Raw genomic sequence first — 17,380 nt, 5'->3', positions numbered from 1 at the left:
CTCGGACAGAACGTACTCAGAGCGTAGCCGGATGATGCCTGCCGCATCTGAGGGCGTTGCCGCTCGGGCCGTGGGCAGCCCGGCGGTCAGCGGTCCGGGCGTGGGTGCTGGCGCTAGCTCGTCGTCCATGAGGGGCCTCCTGGTGGTGCCATGCCCGAACGATGCTGAGGAACTGCTCAACACCCTGCACTTTCGGGTGGGGTTCGTAGCCAGGTGCGAGGTCGCTGATCTGGCGGACGCAGCGGGAGGAGCCGATCCGCTGGGCGAGCACGAGGGCTTCGCCGGCGATGGAAGCACTGTGGTCGATCTCGCCCTGACGCAGCAGACTTTCGGCTTCGTAGGTGAGGAAGACCGCGCGGGTTTTGTCCCGGGCGTCGGGCAGGAGGGCTACTCCCTGAGAGATCTGGTGCAGGGCGGGGCCGCTTTCTCCGAGGTCGATGAGGCAGCGGCCGGAGTCGACGGCGAGGTCTGCTGGGCTCATCCAGGAGCACCATGCGGGGGGTGCGGTGGTGGCGGAGTCGAGGGCGTGTTCTGCGGCGTCGAGGTCGCGGCGGCAGGCGCGGGCATCCCCGTTCATGGCCAAGGCCCGGGCCTTGCGCAGGTGGAGCAGGGAGCGGGCGGTGGCGTCCTGGGTGCGGGACAGAGCATGGTCCAGGACGTCGATGGCGGTGCCCGCCTGGCCGAGCCAGATGTTCTGGTACGCCAAATCAGAAAGGACGCCTGCTCCGCGGTCGGCGTCGCCTACCTGGTGGGCGGCGTGGAGGGCGGCGCTCCAGTAGTGGCCGGCGGCGGCGTGGTGGTCGTGGTCGAAGCGGTGCCACCCGATCGTCTGTGCAAGGGAGGATGCCAGTGTGAACAGGCGGGCTTCGGTCACCTGGTCGCAGCGGGACTTTTCCAGCAGGCCAACCACGGTCTCGTAGTAGCTGTCCAGGAGCTGGGCGCTGTGCTGGCGGTCGACGGTGGGCATGCCCGTGAGGTGCCTAACGCTGGACTCCAGCCAGGTCACGAACTCTGGGGCGACCGGCCGGCCGTCGGCGGCTGACGAGGCAAGGGCAGGATCGAGGGTGGCCCACTGCTGTGCGAGCGCCGCGAGAGCAGCGGGTGCGAGTCCGACAAGGGTGCGGCGGTTGAGCATGGCGCGGCGTTGGGCCTCTCTGAGTGCGGCGACCGTCGTTCCTGAACCCAGGGCCGTAGGCGCCTCGTTCCCGGGCAGCCAGTACGGCCAGCCCAGTACGGTCACACGGTCGTGGCCGACGCCGAAGACGTCGGCGATCAGCTGCTGAAACCAGGCATCGGGCACACGGCCCCCGGGGCGCTCCCAGACCGACACCTGCTGCTTGGTCGTGCCGGCCCTGCGGTCGCGGCGGCGCGCCGCCTGCCTTATTTCCTCGGCGAGGCCGCTCTGGGACAGGCCGTGAAGGTCCCGAGCGATAGCTAGCGGGTGTTGGGGGAGCGCGTCCACGCTTCCATCTCAGCATCTGAGGACCTGCGTGGGGGCCGGAACGCGGACAGCCGCATGACCCCCGCATGACGCTCGAACCCTGGTTCCAGGATCCGGGCGTTGGATGTACTTGCCTTCCCGGCTCGCTCGGCTCCGGGCAGGCGCAGACCAGGATCGGAGGCCCAGCGTGGGCGACGCGGTGACCACCCTCGCGCTGAGTGGCGCGACGTCAACCTCACCAAAATGATTCCGATGCCAATGCCGCATGTTCCAGTTCCGCTGCCTGTCGACAAAGCCTCGCTGCTCGCCGTCGACCTCGACAACACCCTTATCAACAGGGACGCCGCCTTCCGGTCAGCTGCTCAGGTGTTCCTTGCAGAGCACGGCCTGCCTCCCGAGAGCGTCGAGGCCATCATGGATCTCGACCGGAGCGGACACACCCCCCGGCCCGTCGTCGTCGCGGAGCTGACGGAGCACTGGGGAGGCGCCGTCTCGCCGGAAACGATCGCAGAGTTCTTGCACCGCGGCCCAGCGGCCCACGTCGCCCTCGACGAGCCGGTCCGCCGCGCGCTGCTCGCCGTCAGGGCCGCCGGGGTGCCTTGCGTGATCGTCACCAATGGGCGTGCCGACCAGCAGGAGGAGAAGATCCGAACCGCCGGGCTGGACCGCCTGGTGGACGGCTGGGTGATCTCCGAGTCGGTCGGGTCCCGGAAGCCCCACCCGGAGATCTTCCACGTGGCCGCTGCCACCGCCGGACTGCCGGCCCTGGACCGAGCCAGCACCTGGGTGATCGGGGACGCCGGGCACACAGACGTGCGGGGAGCGGTCGACCTGGGCCTGCACAGCGTCTGGGTGTCCGGGGGCCGGCCATGGACGGAGACCGCGTTCTGGCCAACCCACATTGCTGTCGATGTCGTCGAGGCCATCGACCACGTGCTGGGGGAGCGCCCCCGCCTGATCCGAGACCGGGTACCCGACGCGGTGCATCAGGCTGAGGGGCGCGAGCTGGAGGTGTACCACGCGGACACGGGCGAATTCCGCAGGCGACTGCGGGAGAAGTTGCGGGACGAGGTGACAGCGCTCCTTGCCGCGGACCCCGGCGTCCCGGGCGCCGTTGAGCAACTGGCCGAGGTCCTGGAGATCGTGCATGCCCTCGCGGCCGACCTGGGAACCAGCCCGGACACCCTTGAGGGCCTCCGCCGAACCGTGACAGAGGGTTGGGGTGCCTTCGATGCTCGCATGATCTGGACGGGTCGGTACACGTCCTCATCAGGCGCCAGCCAGCCGTAGGCCCGGAGTCGGCCCAGGACCCGCCGCTCGCTCCCGCGATCAAGCGGAGACGGCCGCCGACAGCGCCTCGTACCGATGAGCCATACGCCGAGAACTGACGGTGCCGATCAACCCTTCGGCCTGGCCAAGCAACTCCCGCGCCTTGTCGCTGTCGCCGCACTTATGGACGGTGTCAGCCAGATCGAGAACGGCGTGGAGGTGATCGCGCGGGTAGTCGGGCGAAGCCGCCTCGACGCGGCGGTTCAGGAAGGGCACAGCCCGTGACGGCTGGTCGCAGGCAAGCCAGGCCCGGCCGGTGGCCGCGTCCACGGAGCCCTGCGTTATCCAGGTCGCCCACCACGGCGTGCGCTCGTCGGAAGAGCCGAGATCGAGCAGCGCTTCGTCACGGAACCGCAGGACCGCGCCAGGATCGTGCCGCTGCCCCGCCGCGTAGATGCGCCGCTCGGCGATCACCGCCGCCACAGCAGACGGCAGCTCCGGTGTGCGAGCGGCGATGTCGAGGAGGGCGGCGGCATCGTTGTGGTGGCCCAGCCATGCGGCCTGATATGCAGCGGAGGCAACCAGATTCGCTGTCGAGTGACGGGTGGTCAGCGAGGTTGCGGTCTCACGGGCCAGCCGCATTCCCGTGTGGTAGATGCGTTGTGCCTGAGGGTGCCGGCGCGCGTCGAAGAACATCCAGCCGACCTGCTCGCTCAGCTCGATGTAGGCGGTCTGGAGCCGTTCGACGAGAGGTCCGCGCCCCTGAGCCTGCGCGACCACCCGGGTAGTGCTCTGCCAGATGCCGTGGCCCCAGGTGAGGTCGCCGCTGGCGCTTCCGGTGGAGTCGTCCATCTCCCGGAGGTCCCGGACTGCGCCCTCGATCGAGCAAACGAGCTTCTCATTCAGGCGCGTGGTGGCTGGCGCGGCGGTGGTGGCTGCCGCTTCTTCTGTCGGGCCGAGGAGGAGGGTGAGAGCGGGCGCAGTGGCTGCCGCTCCGGTGAGCAGGAGCAGGTTTCGGCGGTCCATGATGTCTCCTTGACTGATCTCGTGGAGCAGAGGCCCCAGGGGTGCGTCGCCGGGTGCGTCGAGATGGCTGTGACGAGTGCGGGGACGGGGCAGGTCCCATCCGATGTCGGACGCGGTGATGCACCGTCCGGCCCTGGCGGTGAGCACGGCCAGGGCGTCCGCCTGGTTGTCGGGCTGTGGGCGAGAGGGCACCTCTCGTAGCCAGGGGTAGGCCGCCTTCAGGCTGAGGGGCGTACAGCCGCGATGGACCCGCCGTTCATTGATACGGGCGATGAGGTGCTCCGGCCGCATCCCCAACTGCTCCAGAAGGGCGGCGAGCACGTTGGCCGGCGAGGCGTCTAACGCTGCTGGCTCCATGGGCACTCCAAGTCCGGCGGGTCCTGGGCCGGAAATTACCCCACTGTCAGGGGTGCCCACAGGAGGTGGGACGAAGGACTTGGTGTACATACACCAAGTGGCAAATTGGGTGTACGTAAACCGAGTTGGTGCATCCACCTCATACACCGCAGCAACCTCTCGCGCTCACCGATTCGGCTCCGCTTGGCTGTCTCGCATCGCAGAACTTCGTGTGGAGGTGAGTGATGCGAGCAGTGATCTTCGGCGCCTCCGGACTGCTCGGACGCAGCGTGATGCGCGCATTCAACGACATGACCGTGACGGGCACCGGCTTCAGCCGGACCGCCCCCGGGCTGGCCAGGGCCGACGCCACGTCAGCCGACGACATCGACCGCTTGCTCGGCCGGGCCCAGCCGGACGTCGTCGTCAACTGCGTGGGCGAGCGCCGGCCCCAGAGGTGGGCGGCCACCCCGGATCAGGCCCGGGACAAAAACGTCGACGCCGCCCGGCTGCTCGCACAGAGCACCCGGCAGTGCGGGGCCCGGCTCCTGCACATCTCAACCGACTACGTCTTCGACGGGAAAGCAGCGCCTTACCGGCCCGACAGCCCTCCGAACCCGCTGAATGCCTATGGCCGGTGGAAACTTCTGGCCGAGCATGCGGTGCGCGCTGCCTGCCCTGACGCGGCGATTCTGCGGCTGCCCGTGCTCTACGGGCCCGCGCAGTTCGCCGCCGAGACGAACCTGACCGAGCTCGCCCGCCAGGTCGGCGCCAGGGCCCCGGTCGAGCTGGATGACGTGTGCGTGCGCTACCCGACGCACACGGACGAGGCCGCCGAGGTGTGCCGCTGGCTTGCCGGGGCCCTTGTGCGGGGGCAGCGCCTGGGAGCCGTTGCTCACTGGAGTGCGGAGCAAGGCTTCACCAAGTACCAGATGGCCGTCCTGATCGCGGACCGTTTCGGCCTGCCCGCCGGGCACATCCGCCCGGGGGAAGCGGACGCGGTGTCCGGTGACCGGCCGATCGACTGCCGCCTCGACTGCCGGGACCTGCCCGAGGCCCTCGGCACGGTCCGCCGACATTTCACCACCGAGTTCCCGCCCGTGGTGGAGCCCTGGCTGCTCCCCGCCGAACCCATTTCGACCTTACGCAAGGACTTCCATGCCCCCTGTGTATGAGGACTTCGCCCGCGCCTACATGACCGAGGTGGGCACCACTGTCCGCCACATACTCACCCGCGGCGCCGAGGCCGTTGCCCTGCTGCGGAAGGCCGCCGACAGCGGCGCCCAGGTCCGTGCCTTCGGCAATGGCGGCTCTTCGGCGATCGTCCGCTCGACCCTCCTCCAACTCCACGCCCGCGCTGGCCTGCCGGTCAGTGACTCGATGATGAGCCCGGCAGCCATGGCCTACGGCGCTCAGAGGCAGGACTACCGCACGCTCTTCGCCCAGTCGCTCGCCAGGGACATCGACCAGGTGGGCCTGGTCGTGGTCGCCAGCGTCAGCGGGCGATCGGCCAACATCTGCGAAGCCGTCCGGCTCTGCGGGCAAAACCGTGTGCCGGTGCTCGCGCTGGTGGGCGGGGACGGGACCCAGATGGAGCTGGTCAACGGCTTGGTCTGGGCGACTGGGACCACCGACCAGCAGATCAGCGAGGACGCGATGCTGACCGCGCTGACGCTGACGGCTGCCGCTGCGCTGGCTCCCCACGATGAGCCGCTGCCAATCCGCCAGGAGCGGCACCTGCACGCCCTGGCCGCCGTGGACACCGCCCGGCTGGCGGACTTCTTGGAGGGGGCCACCGAAGCCGTCGCCGACGCGATCCGCCGTAGACGCCGGATCTACGTGCTGTGCCCCGACGGCGGCCCCCTCGCCCTCGCCGGCGAGCACTTCGCCCACAACCTCAGCTGGGACGCCCCGCTCGGCGTCGAGGGCGTGCAACCCCCGCTCGTCGTCTCCGACCCGTCGCTCGCCGACATGAGCGCGATCTACAACGACCACCCCGACCCCGCACACGGAGTGCGCTACCAGCTGAGCAGCGCCTCCCCGCAGGACGTGGTCTTCCTCCTGTCCTACGACTCAGCCTCCAGGACAACCCAGGAGGCCATCAGCGCCGCCGCCGCGGCGGGCACGCGGCTCTTCCTCCTGCACCGAGACGGCCCCGGCCGACCCGGCGCAGCGCAGCACCAGCTCACCCTGCCGCAGGTCGACAACTTCGCGCAGGCCGCCCTGGTGCAGTCGATCGCCCATCTGGTCTGCCGGACCACCCGCGCCACGTTGGCGGCGGACCCCGGCGGCCCGGCCAACGGGCTGTCGCTTCACGACCTCATGGCGCAGGACCTGGCGCCGCTGCGCCAGCTTTCCAACGCCCCGCACTCCCTCTGAACGAAAGGTCCACACATGTCTGTACGCGAGATCCGCACCGAGATCATCCGCCCCAGCCGAAGCGAGATCACTGCCCTGTCCCGCGTCCCGGTCGCGTCGATCGTGGACGCTCTCGGCAAGACCGGCGCCCTTTCCTACTGCCTGAGGCTCCAGACGCCCGGCCTGGTCCTGTGCGGCAGCGCCGTCACGGCCCTCGGCCCGGACGTGACCGTGCGCCGCGCGGCGATCGACCTCGCTCAGCCCGGCGACCTCGTCGTGGTCGCAGCCGGCGGCAACAAGGAACGGTCCTGCTTCGGGGGCGTGACCGCCGCGCACATGCAAAGCCGGGGCATCGCCGGCGTCCTGGTCGACGGCATGGTCCGCGACGTCGCCGAGCTGCGGCGCATCGCCTTCCCGACCGTCGCGCGCGGCACCACCCCACTCAACTACGACTACCCGGCCTGCCGAGAGGGCGGCGCGGTCAACGTCCCCGTGGACATTGACGGCGTCCGCATCACCCCCGGGGACGTCGTGGTCGGCGACGAGGACGGCACCGTCATCGTCCCCCGCGCCCTGGTCGCCGCCGTCATCGCCAAGACCCAGGCCGCAATGACCGCCGAGGACGAGAAGTGGTGGGCCCGCCGCGGCCAGAGCCTCGGTGCCGTCCAGCAGCTCGCCGACACCGGCTACAAGATCATCTAAGGGGCGCTCCGTGACCGAACACGCCCAACTCGCCGACACCTTCGAGCGGTTCGCCGCCCAGCAGGCCGCAGGTAAGTCCCCGTTGTACGAGACGCTCTCCCAGGCGGTCGCTCGCACCCCTGAGCTGCTCGACCTCGCGGCCGGCACCAAGCCGGGCCAGCCGGCCCCCAACATGTTGCTCGGGGCCGTCCACCACATCCTCCGCCGCGGGGTGCAGCACCCGCTGGCCTCCTACTTCACCGGCCACGAAGCCCTGGAAGCGGACCGCGCCGCCGTCCTCCTCGCGGACTTCTGCCGACGGCACGCCGAACAGATCACGCGAACCATCTCGACCCGCTCCGTGCAGACCAACGAGGTCAACCGCTGTGCTGTCCTCCTCCCCGCCTTCGCTGCGCTCCAGCAGCAGCTCGACGATCGCCCGATCAGGATCGTCGACGTGGGCGCCAGTGCCGGCCTGAACCTGCTCTGGGACCGCTACACCTACGACTACGACGGGCACAGGCTCAGCCTGCCCGCCAGCGACCCGGACACGGTCCTCACCTGCGAGATCAAGGGCGCAACACCGCCTTTGTCCCTGGACGTCACGCGCTTCGCCCGGCCGGTCGGGATCGAGCTCAACCCGGTGGACGTCACCGACCCCGAGGCGACCGAGTGGCTGGTCAGCCTCACCTGGCCGGAGCAGACCACACGGATGCGCACCCTCAACAGCGCCCTGACGCTGGCAGCGCGGACCCCGCCGACGATCCTGGCCGGCCGCGCCGAAGAACACCTCGCCGACGTGGTCGCCACCGCCCCGGCTGACCAGCACCTCTGTTTCGTCTTCTCGTGGTCGATCTACCAGATCTTCGGCTCGCCCGGCGGCCGGGAACGCCTCGTCGACACCCTCGCCGAGCTGAGCCGGCAACGCCCGCTCCACGAGATCTCCATCGGCCACTTCGGCCACGACACTCCCCACATGATCATGGCCCGCCACGAGAGCGGCGTGAGCCGTTCGGACGTCGTCGCCTACTGCGATGTCTACGGAACCTGGCTCGACTGGCTGGCCAAGCCGGCCGAGCACCTGAAGGGAGCGAGCAACCCGTGACGCGCACGATCACCAGGGCGGTCGTGGCCGCTGGCGGGGCGGGGACCAAGATGGCCCCGATCACCCGCATTTTCCCCAAGGAGATGCTGCCCGTCGGACGGACGCCGATCCTGGAGCACCTCGTCGGCGAACTCCGAGCGGCCGGAATCTCAGACGTCCTCTTCGTGATCTCCTCACGAAAGAGCCAGATCGCTTCGTACTTCGGCAGCGGCGCGGCGTACGGAATGGACTTCTCCTACCGTATCCAAGACGACGGCGCCGGCCCTGGCGCACCGGTTCTCCACGCTGAGACATGGACGCAGGGCCAGCCGTTCGTTCTCGCCTTCGGGGACAACCTGATCCGCGGTGCCGCCGATGGCCAGGAACCGCTACGGCGCCTCGTCCGCAGTGGCTCGGCGGAATGCTCCGTACTGACCCGCCTGTTCCTCGCGGACAACGTGCCCCCGCACGAGACTCTCCTGGGCGCGGCGGCCCCGCCCATCACGGGTACCGGGCCGTACGACGTCGCCTTCGGCAAGGACCTCCTGGACCACACTGGTGCGCGGTGGGTGCACGCCTGCGCCGCCCGCTGGGTCCTCGGGGCCTTCGTCTTCGAGGCGCTCCGCGAATGCCCGCCTCGCTCCAACGGCGAGCTGTACCTCATCGACGCGGTGCGGCGCTGGATTAGCGCCGGCAACGAACTCCGGGCTGTGCCGCTTCTTCCGACCGAATTCCGGTTCAACTGCGATAACTGGGAGACTTACGCAGATGCCGTCGCCACCCTCCGTGCATCAACGCCCCACGCCCCGACACAACAGGGCGCTTCTCGCTGACGACACCGCCCGCCCCACGGCCATCACGATTCCCCTGGAGAGCCCCTTTCAGAGGCCCGGCACCCAGGTCACCGTGGTCCTTCCCAAGCAGCCCGTGCGCAGGGTCGTGCTCGCCCTGCCCGTCGAGCAGGGCGACGGGCACAAGTACGGCCACAGCCTCACCGAGATCGGACGGCTCCCCGCGGACCTCCTCGACGGAACCGTCTTCGCCGCGCCGACCTTCAGCGCCTCACCCTGGCTGGTCAACCACCAGACCCGACCCGACAGCCGACAGGAGGACCACCTGGTCCGCGTGGTCGTGCCGACCGTCCTCGCCGTCCTCGGCGAAAAGACCGGACCACCGGTACACCTGCTGGGATTCAGCAAAGGAGCCTTCGCAGCCCTCAACCTGCTGACACGGCACCCCGACCTCTTCGCCGTCGCCAGCGTCTGGGACCCCTCGCTTCTCAGCGACCGGCCGCCCCACCCGCAACTCATCGACGTCGCCGGCAGCACGACACGGCTCGACGAGTACGACGTACGGCAGAACCTGCGCCGCCACGCGCAAGCCCTACGCGGAGCCTGCCGCATCGCGCTGGGGGGCGTCGGCACGCTGGAGGCCGACTGGATCGCCGGCCGCCAGCTCCTCGAAGCCCTCAAGATCCCCCACCACGCCTATCGGGATGCTCCGGCAGACCACCGCTGGGATGCCGCATGGCTCGCTCCGGCCATGCGACACCTGCTCGCCCTCGAAGCCCACGTCCACCAAGGCGAAGGCCAGGACCCTCCGCAGGGGTGACGGGGAGGGGGCTCAGTCCTTCAGCATCTCGTCGCGCACCGGGATCCAGTCCAGGGCGGACCGGATGCCCTCCTCCAGGGACAGCTTCGGCGTCCACCCCAGCAACGTCGCGGCCCGGTCGCTCAGGGTGTACCCACCGGCAACGTCACCGGGGCGTGGGTCGGTGTCGACCGTGGCCAGGGGAGTGCTCACGACGCGGTTGAATGCCGCGCACAGCTCCCGGACGGTGGTGCCGGAGCCGGTGCCCAGATTGATAGCGATCGATGGCTTCGACTCGGTCAGGATGGAGTCGAAGCCATCGATCGCTGCGATATGGGCCGCGGCGAGGTCCGATACGTGCACGTAGTCACGGATGCCCGTCCCGTCGCGGGTCGGGTAGTTCACGCCGGTGACCGGGAATGGCGTGCCCTCCTGGTGGGCCTGGATCAGCTTCCCCAGGGCATGGCTGGGCCGCTTGAGCTGAAGACCGGTGCGCAGCAGGGGATCGGAGCCGACCGGGTTGAAGTACCTCAGCGACAGCACCCTCATCTTCCCGGCCGCGGCGATGTCGGCGAACATCTCCTCGCACACCGCCTTGGTCCGCGCGTAGGGGCTCTGCGGCGCCAGCGGCGAGTCCTCAGTGACGGGGGAGCCGTCCTCGGCCTGGTAGATGGAGGCCGAACTGCTGAAGATCAGGCGGCCAACCCCGTTGCGGTGGAGATGGCGGACGAAGTCCAGGCTTTTGCTGACGTTCGCCTCGTAGTAGCCGATCGGGTCAGCCACGGACTCCGGCACCACGATCAGTGCCGCGCAGTGCACCACAGTAGAGATGTCCGGGTGCTCCGAGAGGATCCGGTCGATCAGGGCACCATCCGAGATGTCGCCCTCGTAGAAGATCCGCCCTTCAGTGAACTCGGCGCGGCCTCGGGCGAGGTTGTCGAGGAGAACCGGGGTGATGCCCCGATCCAGACAGGCCGACGCGACGGTGCTCCCGATGTAGCCGGCTCCCCCGGCGATAAGGACTGACACGATGTAATTCTCTTCCCGGCCTCGGTCCCGACCCAGTGGGCGATCGTCAGCAAGGCTAGCGGAGAAAACGGTCGGGGGAGGGGGTGCCAGCGGGAGTCGAAGCGGCCCGCACCCCGGTTTCTGGCGTGCGGCCGCCGTCGTTTACGCCTGAGTGCCGGCGCTACTCGCATCTCGATGTCACCGCGGGCGCGGGTTCGGGATGAAGCCGAGGCCGGTGTAGTAGGGGGAGCCCGTCCGGGGAGGCGTGGAGACCCTTTCACCCCCGACGTTGATGGTCACCCAAGACGCCGTCTGCCGGGGGTGAACCGGAGCGGGAGGTCACGGTGGTGCAGTACCGCTCAGCGCGCGGCCTCTCCGTCGAGAGCCCGCGCGCTGAGCGGTATGAGCATCTTTGTTGTGCCGTCTGCTGCCGTCGTCTGGCTCCGAGGCAAAGGGCACGTCAGGCCGTGGGAGTCGGGTGTTATGCCGCCTCCGAGGAATCGGGAAAGAAGCTGCAACTGGGACCTGATGGCGGTTCTCATCCCATCGGTGACAGCGAGGCCGCTCCGCGGGGCGTCGAGGAAGTGGCAAGGCGGTTCTGCCCGGGGTGGTCGATCCAGAAGGCGCCGCCACAGCCGTGGCGGGTCGGCTGTGTCCTCAGGATCGTGCCCCAGGTCCCGCAGGCGGGCCTCCCAAAGCGCCGGGACTTCGCGGGGGTCGAGGTGGAGAGCGGACAGCCTGATGCGGATCCCGGTCTCGTCGACGTCTCCGACACGGCAGGGATGATGGGCGGCCTAGCGGCAGTGCGCTGTGCTGTCGCATGGTTGGTTCTACGGTCGCGCTGGCCTTCTGGTGCGGCCAGAAACGCAACCTGCGGGCTCTGTGCCAGCGGACGCTGCGTATACCGGCGGACTGGGCTCTCCGATACGGTCGCGCCGTGACCGACACCCTGCGCCCTCCCCAAACCACGTGGGAATACTGCCTTTCCGCCGCCGACGAGCTGGCGCTGTGGGACCTGCGGCAAGGGGAGGACGTCCCGGAAGCCGATCGCCTCCGGGTGGTGACGCTGATCGTGCGCCGCCGTGTACGGTCTCGCCTCCAGCATCTCCCTGGAAGGACCCCAGGTAGCAGGTCTTCCGCTCACCGGCCCCGATGAGCGCCGGTCCGCCAGCGTCCGAGGCGTCCTGCTGCACCACGCTTTGTCCGCGCTCCAGAGGTGCCCGAACGAGGCCCTGGGCGCCACCGGGCGCGAGCAGCTGCTCGCCGTGTACGGCAGCCGCACGTTCAACTTCGCGCGGGAGACGGCGGTCGCGGTCATCACCCACCACGCCCGGTCCTCCAGCCAGACGGGGCAGCCCTACCCGACCATCAAGGACCGCGTGCCCGCGCTGGCCGGCGCCCAGACGGTCGGGGCCAGGGCGGACGTCGAAGAGGCCCGCAGCCGCCAGCAGTTCCTGAGGGCGGCGGGAGTGATCTGGGTTGTCTACGACGGCGGTCTCAGCCGTCTGCCCGTCGTCTGCACTCGGTGCCAGGCCCGCACCGGATTGACGCTCCAGGCCGACGCCGAAGCTGGGAGCGTCCGCGTGGTCTGCCCGGATAGCCATGTCTCCCAGGACCCCCGCCTCACGATCGCGAGGGTGCAGGAGGCGATCGTTTTCGGGGGTTCGTCTCGCTCCGAGGACGTCGAGATCTATGGCTAAGACGTCACCAACCTCATGCGACAGTGCAGCTAGAGCGACGGCGTCCGCAGACCCTGACGGCTGTGGCAACCGACCAGACCGAGCGGAGGACAGGATGGACGTGGCGCAAGACCAGCTGGCCGAGCGTTACCCAGGACTTGCGATACCCGTGGGCCTCGTCGTCGCTGTCCCAGTGGGCACTGGCCGACCGGACCTCCCCGTACGGGTCCGGCTCACCAATCACCCGATTCCACGCCGAGGTGAACGCATGACCGCGCTCACCTACCACTACGTGACGCACCAAGTGGCGGCATGCCCATCAAGAAGGGAGACAGAGGCCATGGCATCCCTGTCTCACAAGAACTGGCGTCTGCAATTCCAGTACATAGAGTGGGCACGGGCGGCGTTCGGTTCGGACATCATTGTCACCCGGGCGGACAAAGACGAGCCGTCGCGAGTCCTGGATCGCGAGATGTCCATCCACTACAGCTCCCGGATGGTCGGCGTGATCGTAGACCCGCGCACGTGCCTGGTCAGCATGCGGACGGGACGCTGGTCCGACCAAACAGGCTTCACGGTCATCATGACCGCCGAGGACCCCGCCCCGGGGCCAGTGGCGCTGTATCCCTCCGCACTGATGGGCTGGGCCGATTGGTGGACCGAACAGGCCATGCGCCTTCTGGACGGCAGCGCGAAATACCGTGATCTCCCCCCGCCTCCGCTCGCACTGGACATTTCCGGGACGAGCGGACAGCGTCACCGCGTCCGTCTGGAACAGCCCTATCGCACCACATGGCCATCCCCGCCACCCAGCGGGCCGAACCAGCGCATCGACCCGTTGGGCGACCTGCACTGAATGAACCGCCGCGCGGTCCCCCGGAACACCGTGGCGCATGGCCGTTGACATCCAGCATCGGACGCCGCATGTCCCTTGCAACGAACACTGGATACAGCACGTCCTTGTAACGAGCCGGGCAGCGCAAAGGACAAGGTCGTGAGACAGAAGTGCCGTGTCCCTCGAATGAGACGGCGCATGGAGCCCAGGTCGTCACGGCGGAACGGGACATTCAGATTGCGGACCTACACCGGGCGACGAGCGCCTCCAGCTCTTGGTCCTGATCGTGTGGGGTGAGATACACGTGGAGCAGGGTCTCGCCCTCTGGCCACACGTCCTGGGCATGCTGGAACACGAACGGCTTCATGACCACGCACCGTAGCGTCTCAACCCTGAACGCGCGTCGGGACTAGGCGAGTTGGGTACGGTCCGACCGGCGGTCCGGGTCGTTCGGTGGCGGAGGCGAATCATGAAGAGTGCGCACGTGGGGCTCGCGGCGTTCGAGACCAGAGCGGGCGAGGCTGCCCGGACCCTGCTGCACAACCAGGGGTACGACGGCGGGTGGGGCCTCACCCTGACCTCGGTCTCGTCGATCGTCAACACCAGCGAGGTCCTGCCGATTCTGCGGGCCGCCGGCATCGCCGGACAGCCGGTTCGCCAGGGGCTCGACTTCCTCACCGGCGCCATCCCGGAGCACTCACGGCCCCGGCCCAAAGGCGGTCGTGGTGAGCACACCCGGTTCATCGCCTTCGGCTTGGCCGGCCTGCTGTCCCACCCTCGCTTCTTCCACCACAACGGCGTCGCGGAGACCGCGGCCTGGTGCGTCGGCTGGCTGGAGGACCACCAGGTCGACCACGGCTGGCCCGAAGTCCTCGGACTCGACGACACCTCGCTGCACCAGACCGCCCTGGTGGTGCACCGGCTCGCCGAGCTCAGAGATGCCCTCCACGACTTCGGCCCCGGACTCCTCTTACCCGGCGGGGTGGAGACCAACAGCCTGCTGGAGCGCGTCGAACCGCTGATCGACCACGGAGTGCACGGCCTGCTCTACCACCGGCGCCCCAGCGGGGCATGGGGGTGGCGTACCTACATCGACACCGACCCGAGCCCGAGCAAGACCGCGCTGTGCCTGCTCGCGCTGTCGGCCGTCTATGCCGGAACCGGGCCCGGCGGCGAACCCGCCTACCGGGACGTCCCGAGGGAGGCGGGCGGGGTGCACGGCCCAGTGCAGCAGAAGCGGCTGTCCGAAGTAGTCGTCGAGGCCGGCCAGTGGCTGCTGCACAACCACCACCGGTGGGAGACGTTCGTCGAGGACGACAAGGACGTACAAGGCACGGCCTGGGAGCACATGGCGTACGCGCTGTGCACCCAGGCCGCCATCCGGGCCGGCGCGAGCCCGCGCGATCCCCGCCTCGCCAAGGCGTGGAAGTTAATGAACGACCTGTGGGACCCGGAGGCCGGGCTGTGGAACGAGCCGGGCGCCTCGGGCAAGCGCGCCACCATCCGGGCCGCGTACTACACGGTGTCGGCCTACGAGGAAGCGATGAAGCGTCTGGCCCGAATGAACCTTGCCGACAGCACCTCCGAGGACGTCAGCGAGGCGTCGGCCGAGATGGTCATCGCCCATGTCGCACTCGGTCCGGGCCGGACCGTCCTCCTCGGGGCATGCGACAGCGAAGGAAGCGTGGCGTGTGAGCTGTCGGAGCGCCTGTTCGACGTGGTGAAGGTCGTGTACGACGCCCCCGAGGCCGGTCTGTCGACCGAGCGGATCGCGGCGACGCTCTACGTCGCTCCGTCCTCGGTGCCCAAGTACGTTCAGCGCCTCAACCAGGCCGTTTCTGCGGCCTTCGGCGGTGCCCCGGCCCGGCTCCTGCTGGCCAGCACGGTGGACGGGGCCAGCGGGTATCGCCTCGCAGGGCGGTAGGCCGCCGCCTACTACGTGGCGCGCTCCCCGGCCACCGGGTAGTTCAGCAGGGCGAACCGCGCCAGGGAACGGACCTGGTCGAAGGTCTTGAGGGTGTCGAGGTCCTCCAGGCCGAACCAGGCGGCCCCGTGCACCTCTTCGAGCTGCGCCTCCACAGCCTGTTCCCGGGTGCCCGGCTGCCGCTGGACGTAGAAGAACTGGACCAGCGCCGGCGTCGGAAAGCCTTCGCGCTCGATGTCCACATAGAACGGCACGGGTTCAGGAGTGGCGTTGTGGTCGGCCGGGTGGATGGCCGGCTGGCTGGAGATCGCCTCCACCAGCAGCCCCGTCTCCTCCTTGAACTCGCGCACCGCCGTGCCCGCGAAGGACTCCCCGGGCTCGATATGACCGCCCGGCGGAACCCATTTGTCGAAGCGGTTGTGGTGCACAAGCAGCACTTTGCCACGCTCGACGAGGTAGCCCGAGCAGCAGTACACCAGACCGATATCGCGGGCGGTCTGGCCGTCGTGGATCAGAATCGAGCGAGGCACCCCGCCACGATAGCCCACAGGGAACCACTCGAACTCCCGTGCAGGTGAAGCCACTTCAGCGCAGTGTCAGCGCCGCACCGATGACATGTCATCGGCAATGACAGCGCGATGTCATCGCGTACACGTCACGGCGGGACGGATCGTGGTCGTATCCCCGGCCCGCGGCTCCCGCTCGCGGCCGGCGATGCCCTCTGTCCGTTGAGGAGAGGACCCCCGATGCGCTCTCGCCCGTCCCCGTGGCGTGCCCGGTACCAGCAGCGGTTCGCGGCTCCGCAGACCGTTGTGGTGCAGCCCACGACCTGGTGCAATCTGGACTGCCGGTACTGCTACCTGCCCTTTCGTAAGGTCAAGCACCAGATGCCCCTGGAGGTGGCCGAGGCTCTGGCGCAGGCGGTGGCCCAGTTCGACGACAGCGGCCATCCGATCGGCATCGTCTGGCACGGCGGGGAGCCGCTCGCCGTGGGCCAGCAGAAGTTCGCCGCCCTGCTCGCGCCGTTCGAGGCCCTGCGGCGGGCGGGCCGAGTCCACCACTATGTGCAGACCAACGCCACGTTGATCACCGAGACGTGGTGCGACCTGCTGGCCGCGTACGACGTCCGCGTCGGGGTGAGCATCGATGGCCCGGCCGCCTTGAATGCCGAGCGCGTCGACCTGCGAGGCAAGCCCGCATTCGACCGGATCCTGCGCGGCATCTCGTATCTGCGCGAGCACGGCATCCCGTTCTCCGTAATCTCGGTGGTCGGCACCCTGGGCATCGCGATGCCGGAGGAGCTGCTGGAGTTCTTGACCTCGCTGGGCGGCCATTCGGTGGGCTTCAACATCGAGGAGATCGAAGGGGTCAACACCGACCGGCAGCCGCCCACCGCGGTCCAGGCCGAGGAGTTCTGGCGCCGCACCCTCACCTGGACCCGCGAGCACCCTGGCGGCCCGGGGGTCCGGGAAGTCGAACGCCTCGCCGAGTATCTTCAGCTGATCCGTTCCGGCCAGAGAGCTGAATGGGACGGGCGCCGCCTCGACCCGATCCCCACCGTCTCCTGGAAGGGCGACGTGGTTCTGCTCTCCCCGGAACTCGCGGACACGGCGGCGCCCGAGTACGGCGACTTCGTGGCCGGCAACATCCTCGACCGCTCCCTGCCCGAGATCCTCCGTGATGCCCACCGGCTGCGCTACGTACGCGACTTTCTCACCGGCCTGGACCGCTGCCAGGCCGAATGCGAGTTCTTCGACTTCTGCCGCGGCGCCCAGGCCGCCAACCGCTACTTCGAGAACGGCGACCTCACGACCACCGAGACCAACTACTGCCGGGTCTCCCGGCAGGCCCTGGTCACGGCCCTGTCCACGCTCGCAACCAAGGAGGCTGTTGCATGAAGATCCTGGACCGACTCGCCACATCCGACACCCCCGTCGTGATGGAGTTGACAGCCACGCACGACGTCCCGACCCCGGTGATCGTTGAAGCGACGTGGGACAACCGGCCCACGTGGGACAACTGGGCGAAGACCCCGGCCCCCTTCGACAACCGCCCGACCTGGGACAACTGGAACAAGAAGAAGTAGGCCGCGCCGCTGCTGGCACGCCCCGGGCGTGCCAGCAGCGCCGGCGACCGAGCCACTGCGCTG

General features: G+C 69.0%; 16 protein-coding genes. 12 read left to right on the top strand and 4 right to left on the bottom strand.

Annotated features, from left to right (window positions below; genetic code table 11):
• Positions 1–16 precede the first annotated feature (16 nt).
• Complete coding sequence (locus STRNI_RS11755) at positions 17–1,462, bottom strand: helix-turn-helix transcriptional regulator (protein ID WP_277411233.1); 1,446 nt, start codon at positions 1,460–1,462, stop codon at positions 17–19.
• Positions 1,463–1,693: 231 nt separating this feature from the next.
• Between STRNI_RS11755 and STRNI_RS11750 the strand changes: the two genes are divergently transcribed.
• Entirely contained in the window at positions 1,694–2,731 is a 1,038-nt protein-coding gene (locus tag STRNI_RS11750; RefSeq protein ID WP_277411232.1) for an HAD family hydrolase, read from the top strand.
• A 39-nt stretch (positions 2,732–2,770) separates the two neighbouring features.
• Here STRNI_RS11750 and STRNI_RS11745 read toward each other — a convergent pair whose 3' ends face one another.
• Entirely contained in the window at positions 2,771–3,736 is a 966-nt protein-coding gene (locus tag STRNI_RS11745; RefSeq protein ID WP_277411231.1) for an NsdA family TPR-like regulatory protein, read from the bottom strand.
• A gap of 581 nt (positions 3,737–4,317) precedes the next feature.
• Here STRNI_RS11745 and STRNI_RS11740 point away from each other — a divergent pair.
• From STRNI_RS11740 to STRNI_RS11715, 6 genes are all read left to right on the top strand, one after another.
• Positions 4,318–5,247: a dTDP-4-dehydrorhamnose reductase family protein gene (locus tag STRNI_RS11740; RefSeq protein ID WP_277411230.1), complete on the top strand. Its 930-nt coding sequence runs from the start codon at positions 4,318–4,320 to the stop codon at positions 5,245–5,247.
• Positions 5,231–6,451 carry an SIS domain-containing protein gene (locus tag STRNI_RS11735; RefSeq protein ID WP_277411229.1) on the top strand — a complete coding sequence of 407 codons (1,221 nt, stop codon included), beginning with the start codon at positions 5,231–5,233 and terminating at the stop codon, positions 6,449–6,451. The genes STRNI_RS11740 and STRNI_RS11735 overlap by 17 nt, the downstream gene beginning before the upstream one ends.
• Before the next feature lie 15 nt (positions 6,452–6,466).
• Entirely contained in the window at positions 6,467–7,132 is a 666-nt protein-coding gene (locus tag STRNI_RS11730) for an RraA family protein (protein WP_277411228.1), read from the top strand.
• A gap of 10 nt (positions 7,133–7,142) precedes the next feature.
• The gene (locus STRNI_RS11725; protein ID WP_277411227.1) at positions 7,143–8,216 is read left to right on the top strand and encodes a DUF2332 domain-containing protein; all 1,074 of its coding nucleotides are present in this window, start codon (positions 7,143–7,145) and stop codon (positions 8,214–8,216) included.
• Complete coding sequence (locus STRNI_RS11720; protein ID WP_277411226.1) at positions 8,213–9,028, top strand: sugar phosphate nucleotidyltransferase; 816 nt, start codon at positions 8,213–8,215, stop codon at positions 9,026–9,028. The genes STRNI_RS11725 and STRNI_RS11720 overlap by 4 nt, the downstream gene beginning before the upstream one ends.
• Positions 9,029–9,101: 73 nt before the next feature.
• Complete coding sequence (locus STRNI_RS11715) at positions 9,102–9,806, top strand: alpha/beta hydrolase (protein ID WP_277411225.1); 705 nt, start codon at positions 9,102–9,104, stop codon at positions 9,804–9,806.
• Positions 9,807–9,818: 12 nt separating this feature from the next.
• Here the strand turns inward: STRNI_RS11715 and galE are convergent, their stop codons facing one another.
• Positions 9,819–10,814 (bottom strand): UDP-glucose 4-epimerase GalE, encoded by a 996-nt coding sequence (gene galE / locus STRNI_RS11710; RefSeq protein ID WP_277411224.1) that lies wholly within the window; start codon positions 10,812–10,814, stop codon positions 9,819–9,821.
• A 1,061-nt stretch (positions 10,815–11,875) separates the two neighbouring features.
• On the opposite strand from galE, the gene STRNI_RS11705 reads away from it, so the two are divergent.
• From STRNI_RS11705 to STRNI_RS11695, 3 genes are all read left to right on the top strand, one after another.
• Positions 11,876–12,493, top strand: a complete 618-nt coding sequence (locus STRNI_RS11705) for a hypothetical protein (RefSeq protein WP_277411223.1) — start codon at positions 11,876–11,878, stop codon at positions 12,491–12,493.
• Positions 12,494–12,740: 247 nt separating this feature from the next.
• Positions 12,741–13,328: a hypothetical protein gene (locus STRNI_RS11700; RefSeq protein ID WP_277411222.1), complete on the top strand. Its 588-nt coding sequence runs from the start codon at positions 12,741–12,743 to the stop codon at positions 13,326–13,328.
• A 448-nt stretch (positions 13,329–13,776) separates the two neighbouring features.
• Positions 13,777–15,231, top strand: coding sequence for a prenyltransferase/squalene oxidase repeat-containing protein (locus STRNI_RS11695; RefSeq protein ID WP_277411221.1), 1,455 nt, complete (start codon positions 13,777–13,779; stop codon positions 15,229–15,231).
• An 11-nt stretch (positions 15,232–15,242) separates the two neighbouring features.
• Here STRNI_RS11695 and STRNI_RS11690 read toward each other — a convergent pair whose 3' ends face one another.
• Complete coding sequence (locus tag STRNI_RS11690; RefSeq protein ID WP_277411220.1) at positions 15,243–15,761, bottom strand: NUDIX hydrolase; 519 nt, start codon at positions 15,759–15,761, stop codon at positions 15,243–15,245.
• 216 nt (positions 15,762–15,977) lie between these two features.
• On the opposite strand from STRNI_RS11690, the gene amcB reads away from it, so the two are divergent.
• Both amcB and amcA read left to right on the top strand, forming a co-directional pair.
• Positions 15,978–17,129 (top strand): cyclophane-forming radical SAM peptide maturase AmcB, encoded by a 1,152-nt coding sequence (gene amcB / locus STRNI_RS11685; protein WP_277411219.1) that lies wholly within the window; start codon positions 15,978–15,980, stop codon positions 17,127–17,129.
• Positions 17,126–17,317, top strand: coding sequence for a multiple cyclophane-containing RiPP AmcA (gene amcA, locus STRNI_RS11680; protein WP_277411218.1), 192 nt, complete (start codon positions 17,126–17,128; stop codon positions 17,315–17,317). The genes amcB and amcA overlap by 4 nt, the downstream gene beginning before the upstream one ends.
• Positions 17,318–17,380: the final 63 nt, after the last annotated feature.

It is taken from the genome of Streptomyces nigrescens, from assembly GCF_027626975.1.
Classification (GTDB): domain Bacteria; phylum Actinomycetota; class Actinomycetes; order Streptomycetales; family Streptomycetaceae; genus Streptomyces; species Streptomyces nigrescens.
Note: the sequence above shows the minus strand (reverse complement) of the source record. Positions and strands in the feature narration are given on the sequence as shown.

Bases quoted from the DNA above. Each gene is read 5' to 3' on its own strand.
- STRNI_RS11745 (WP_277411231.1), bottom strand. From the start codon at position 3,736: ATGGACCGCCGAAACCTGCTCCTGCTCACCGGAGCGGCAGCCACTGCG.
- STRNI_RS11750 (WP_277411232.1), top strand. From the start codon at position 1,694: ATGCCAATGCCGCATGTTCCAGTTCCGCTGCCTGTCGACAAAGCCTCG.
- STRNI_RS11730 (WP_277411228.1), top strand. From the start codon at position 6,467: ATGTCTGTACGCGAGATCCGCACCGAGATCATCCGCCCCAGCCGAAGC.
- STRNI_RS11740 (WP_277411230.1), top strand. From the start codon at position 4,318: ATGCGAGCAGTGATCTTCGGCGCCTCCGGACTGCTCGGACGCAGCGTG.
- STRNI_RS11695 (WP_277411221.1), top strand. From the start codon at position 13,777: ATGAAGAGTGCGCACGTGGGGCTCGCGGCGTTCGAGACCAGAGCGGGC.
- STRNI_RS11735 (WP_277411229.1), top strand. From the start codon at position 5,231: ATGCCCCCTGTGTATGAGGACTTCGCCCGCGCCTACATGACCGAGGTG.
- amcA (WP_277411218.1), top strand. From the start codon at position 17,126: ATGAAGATCCTGGACCGACTCGCCACATCCGACACCCCCGTCGTGATG.
- STRNI_RS11700 (WP_277411222.1), top strand. From the start codon at position 12,741: ATGACCGCGCTCACCTACCACTACGTGACGCACCAAGTGGCGGCATGC.
- amcB (WP_277411219.1), top strand. From the start codon at position 15,978: ATGCGCTCTCGCCCGTCCCCGTGGCGTGCCCGGTACCAGCAGCGGTTC.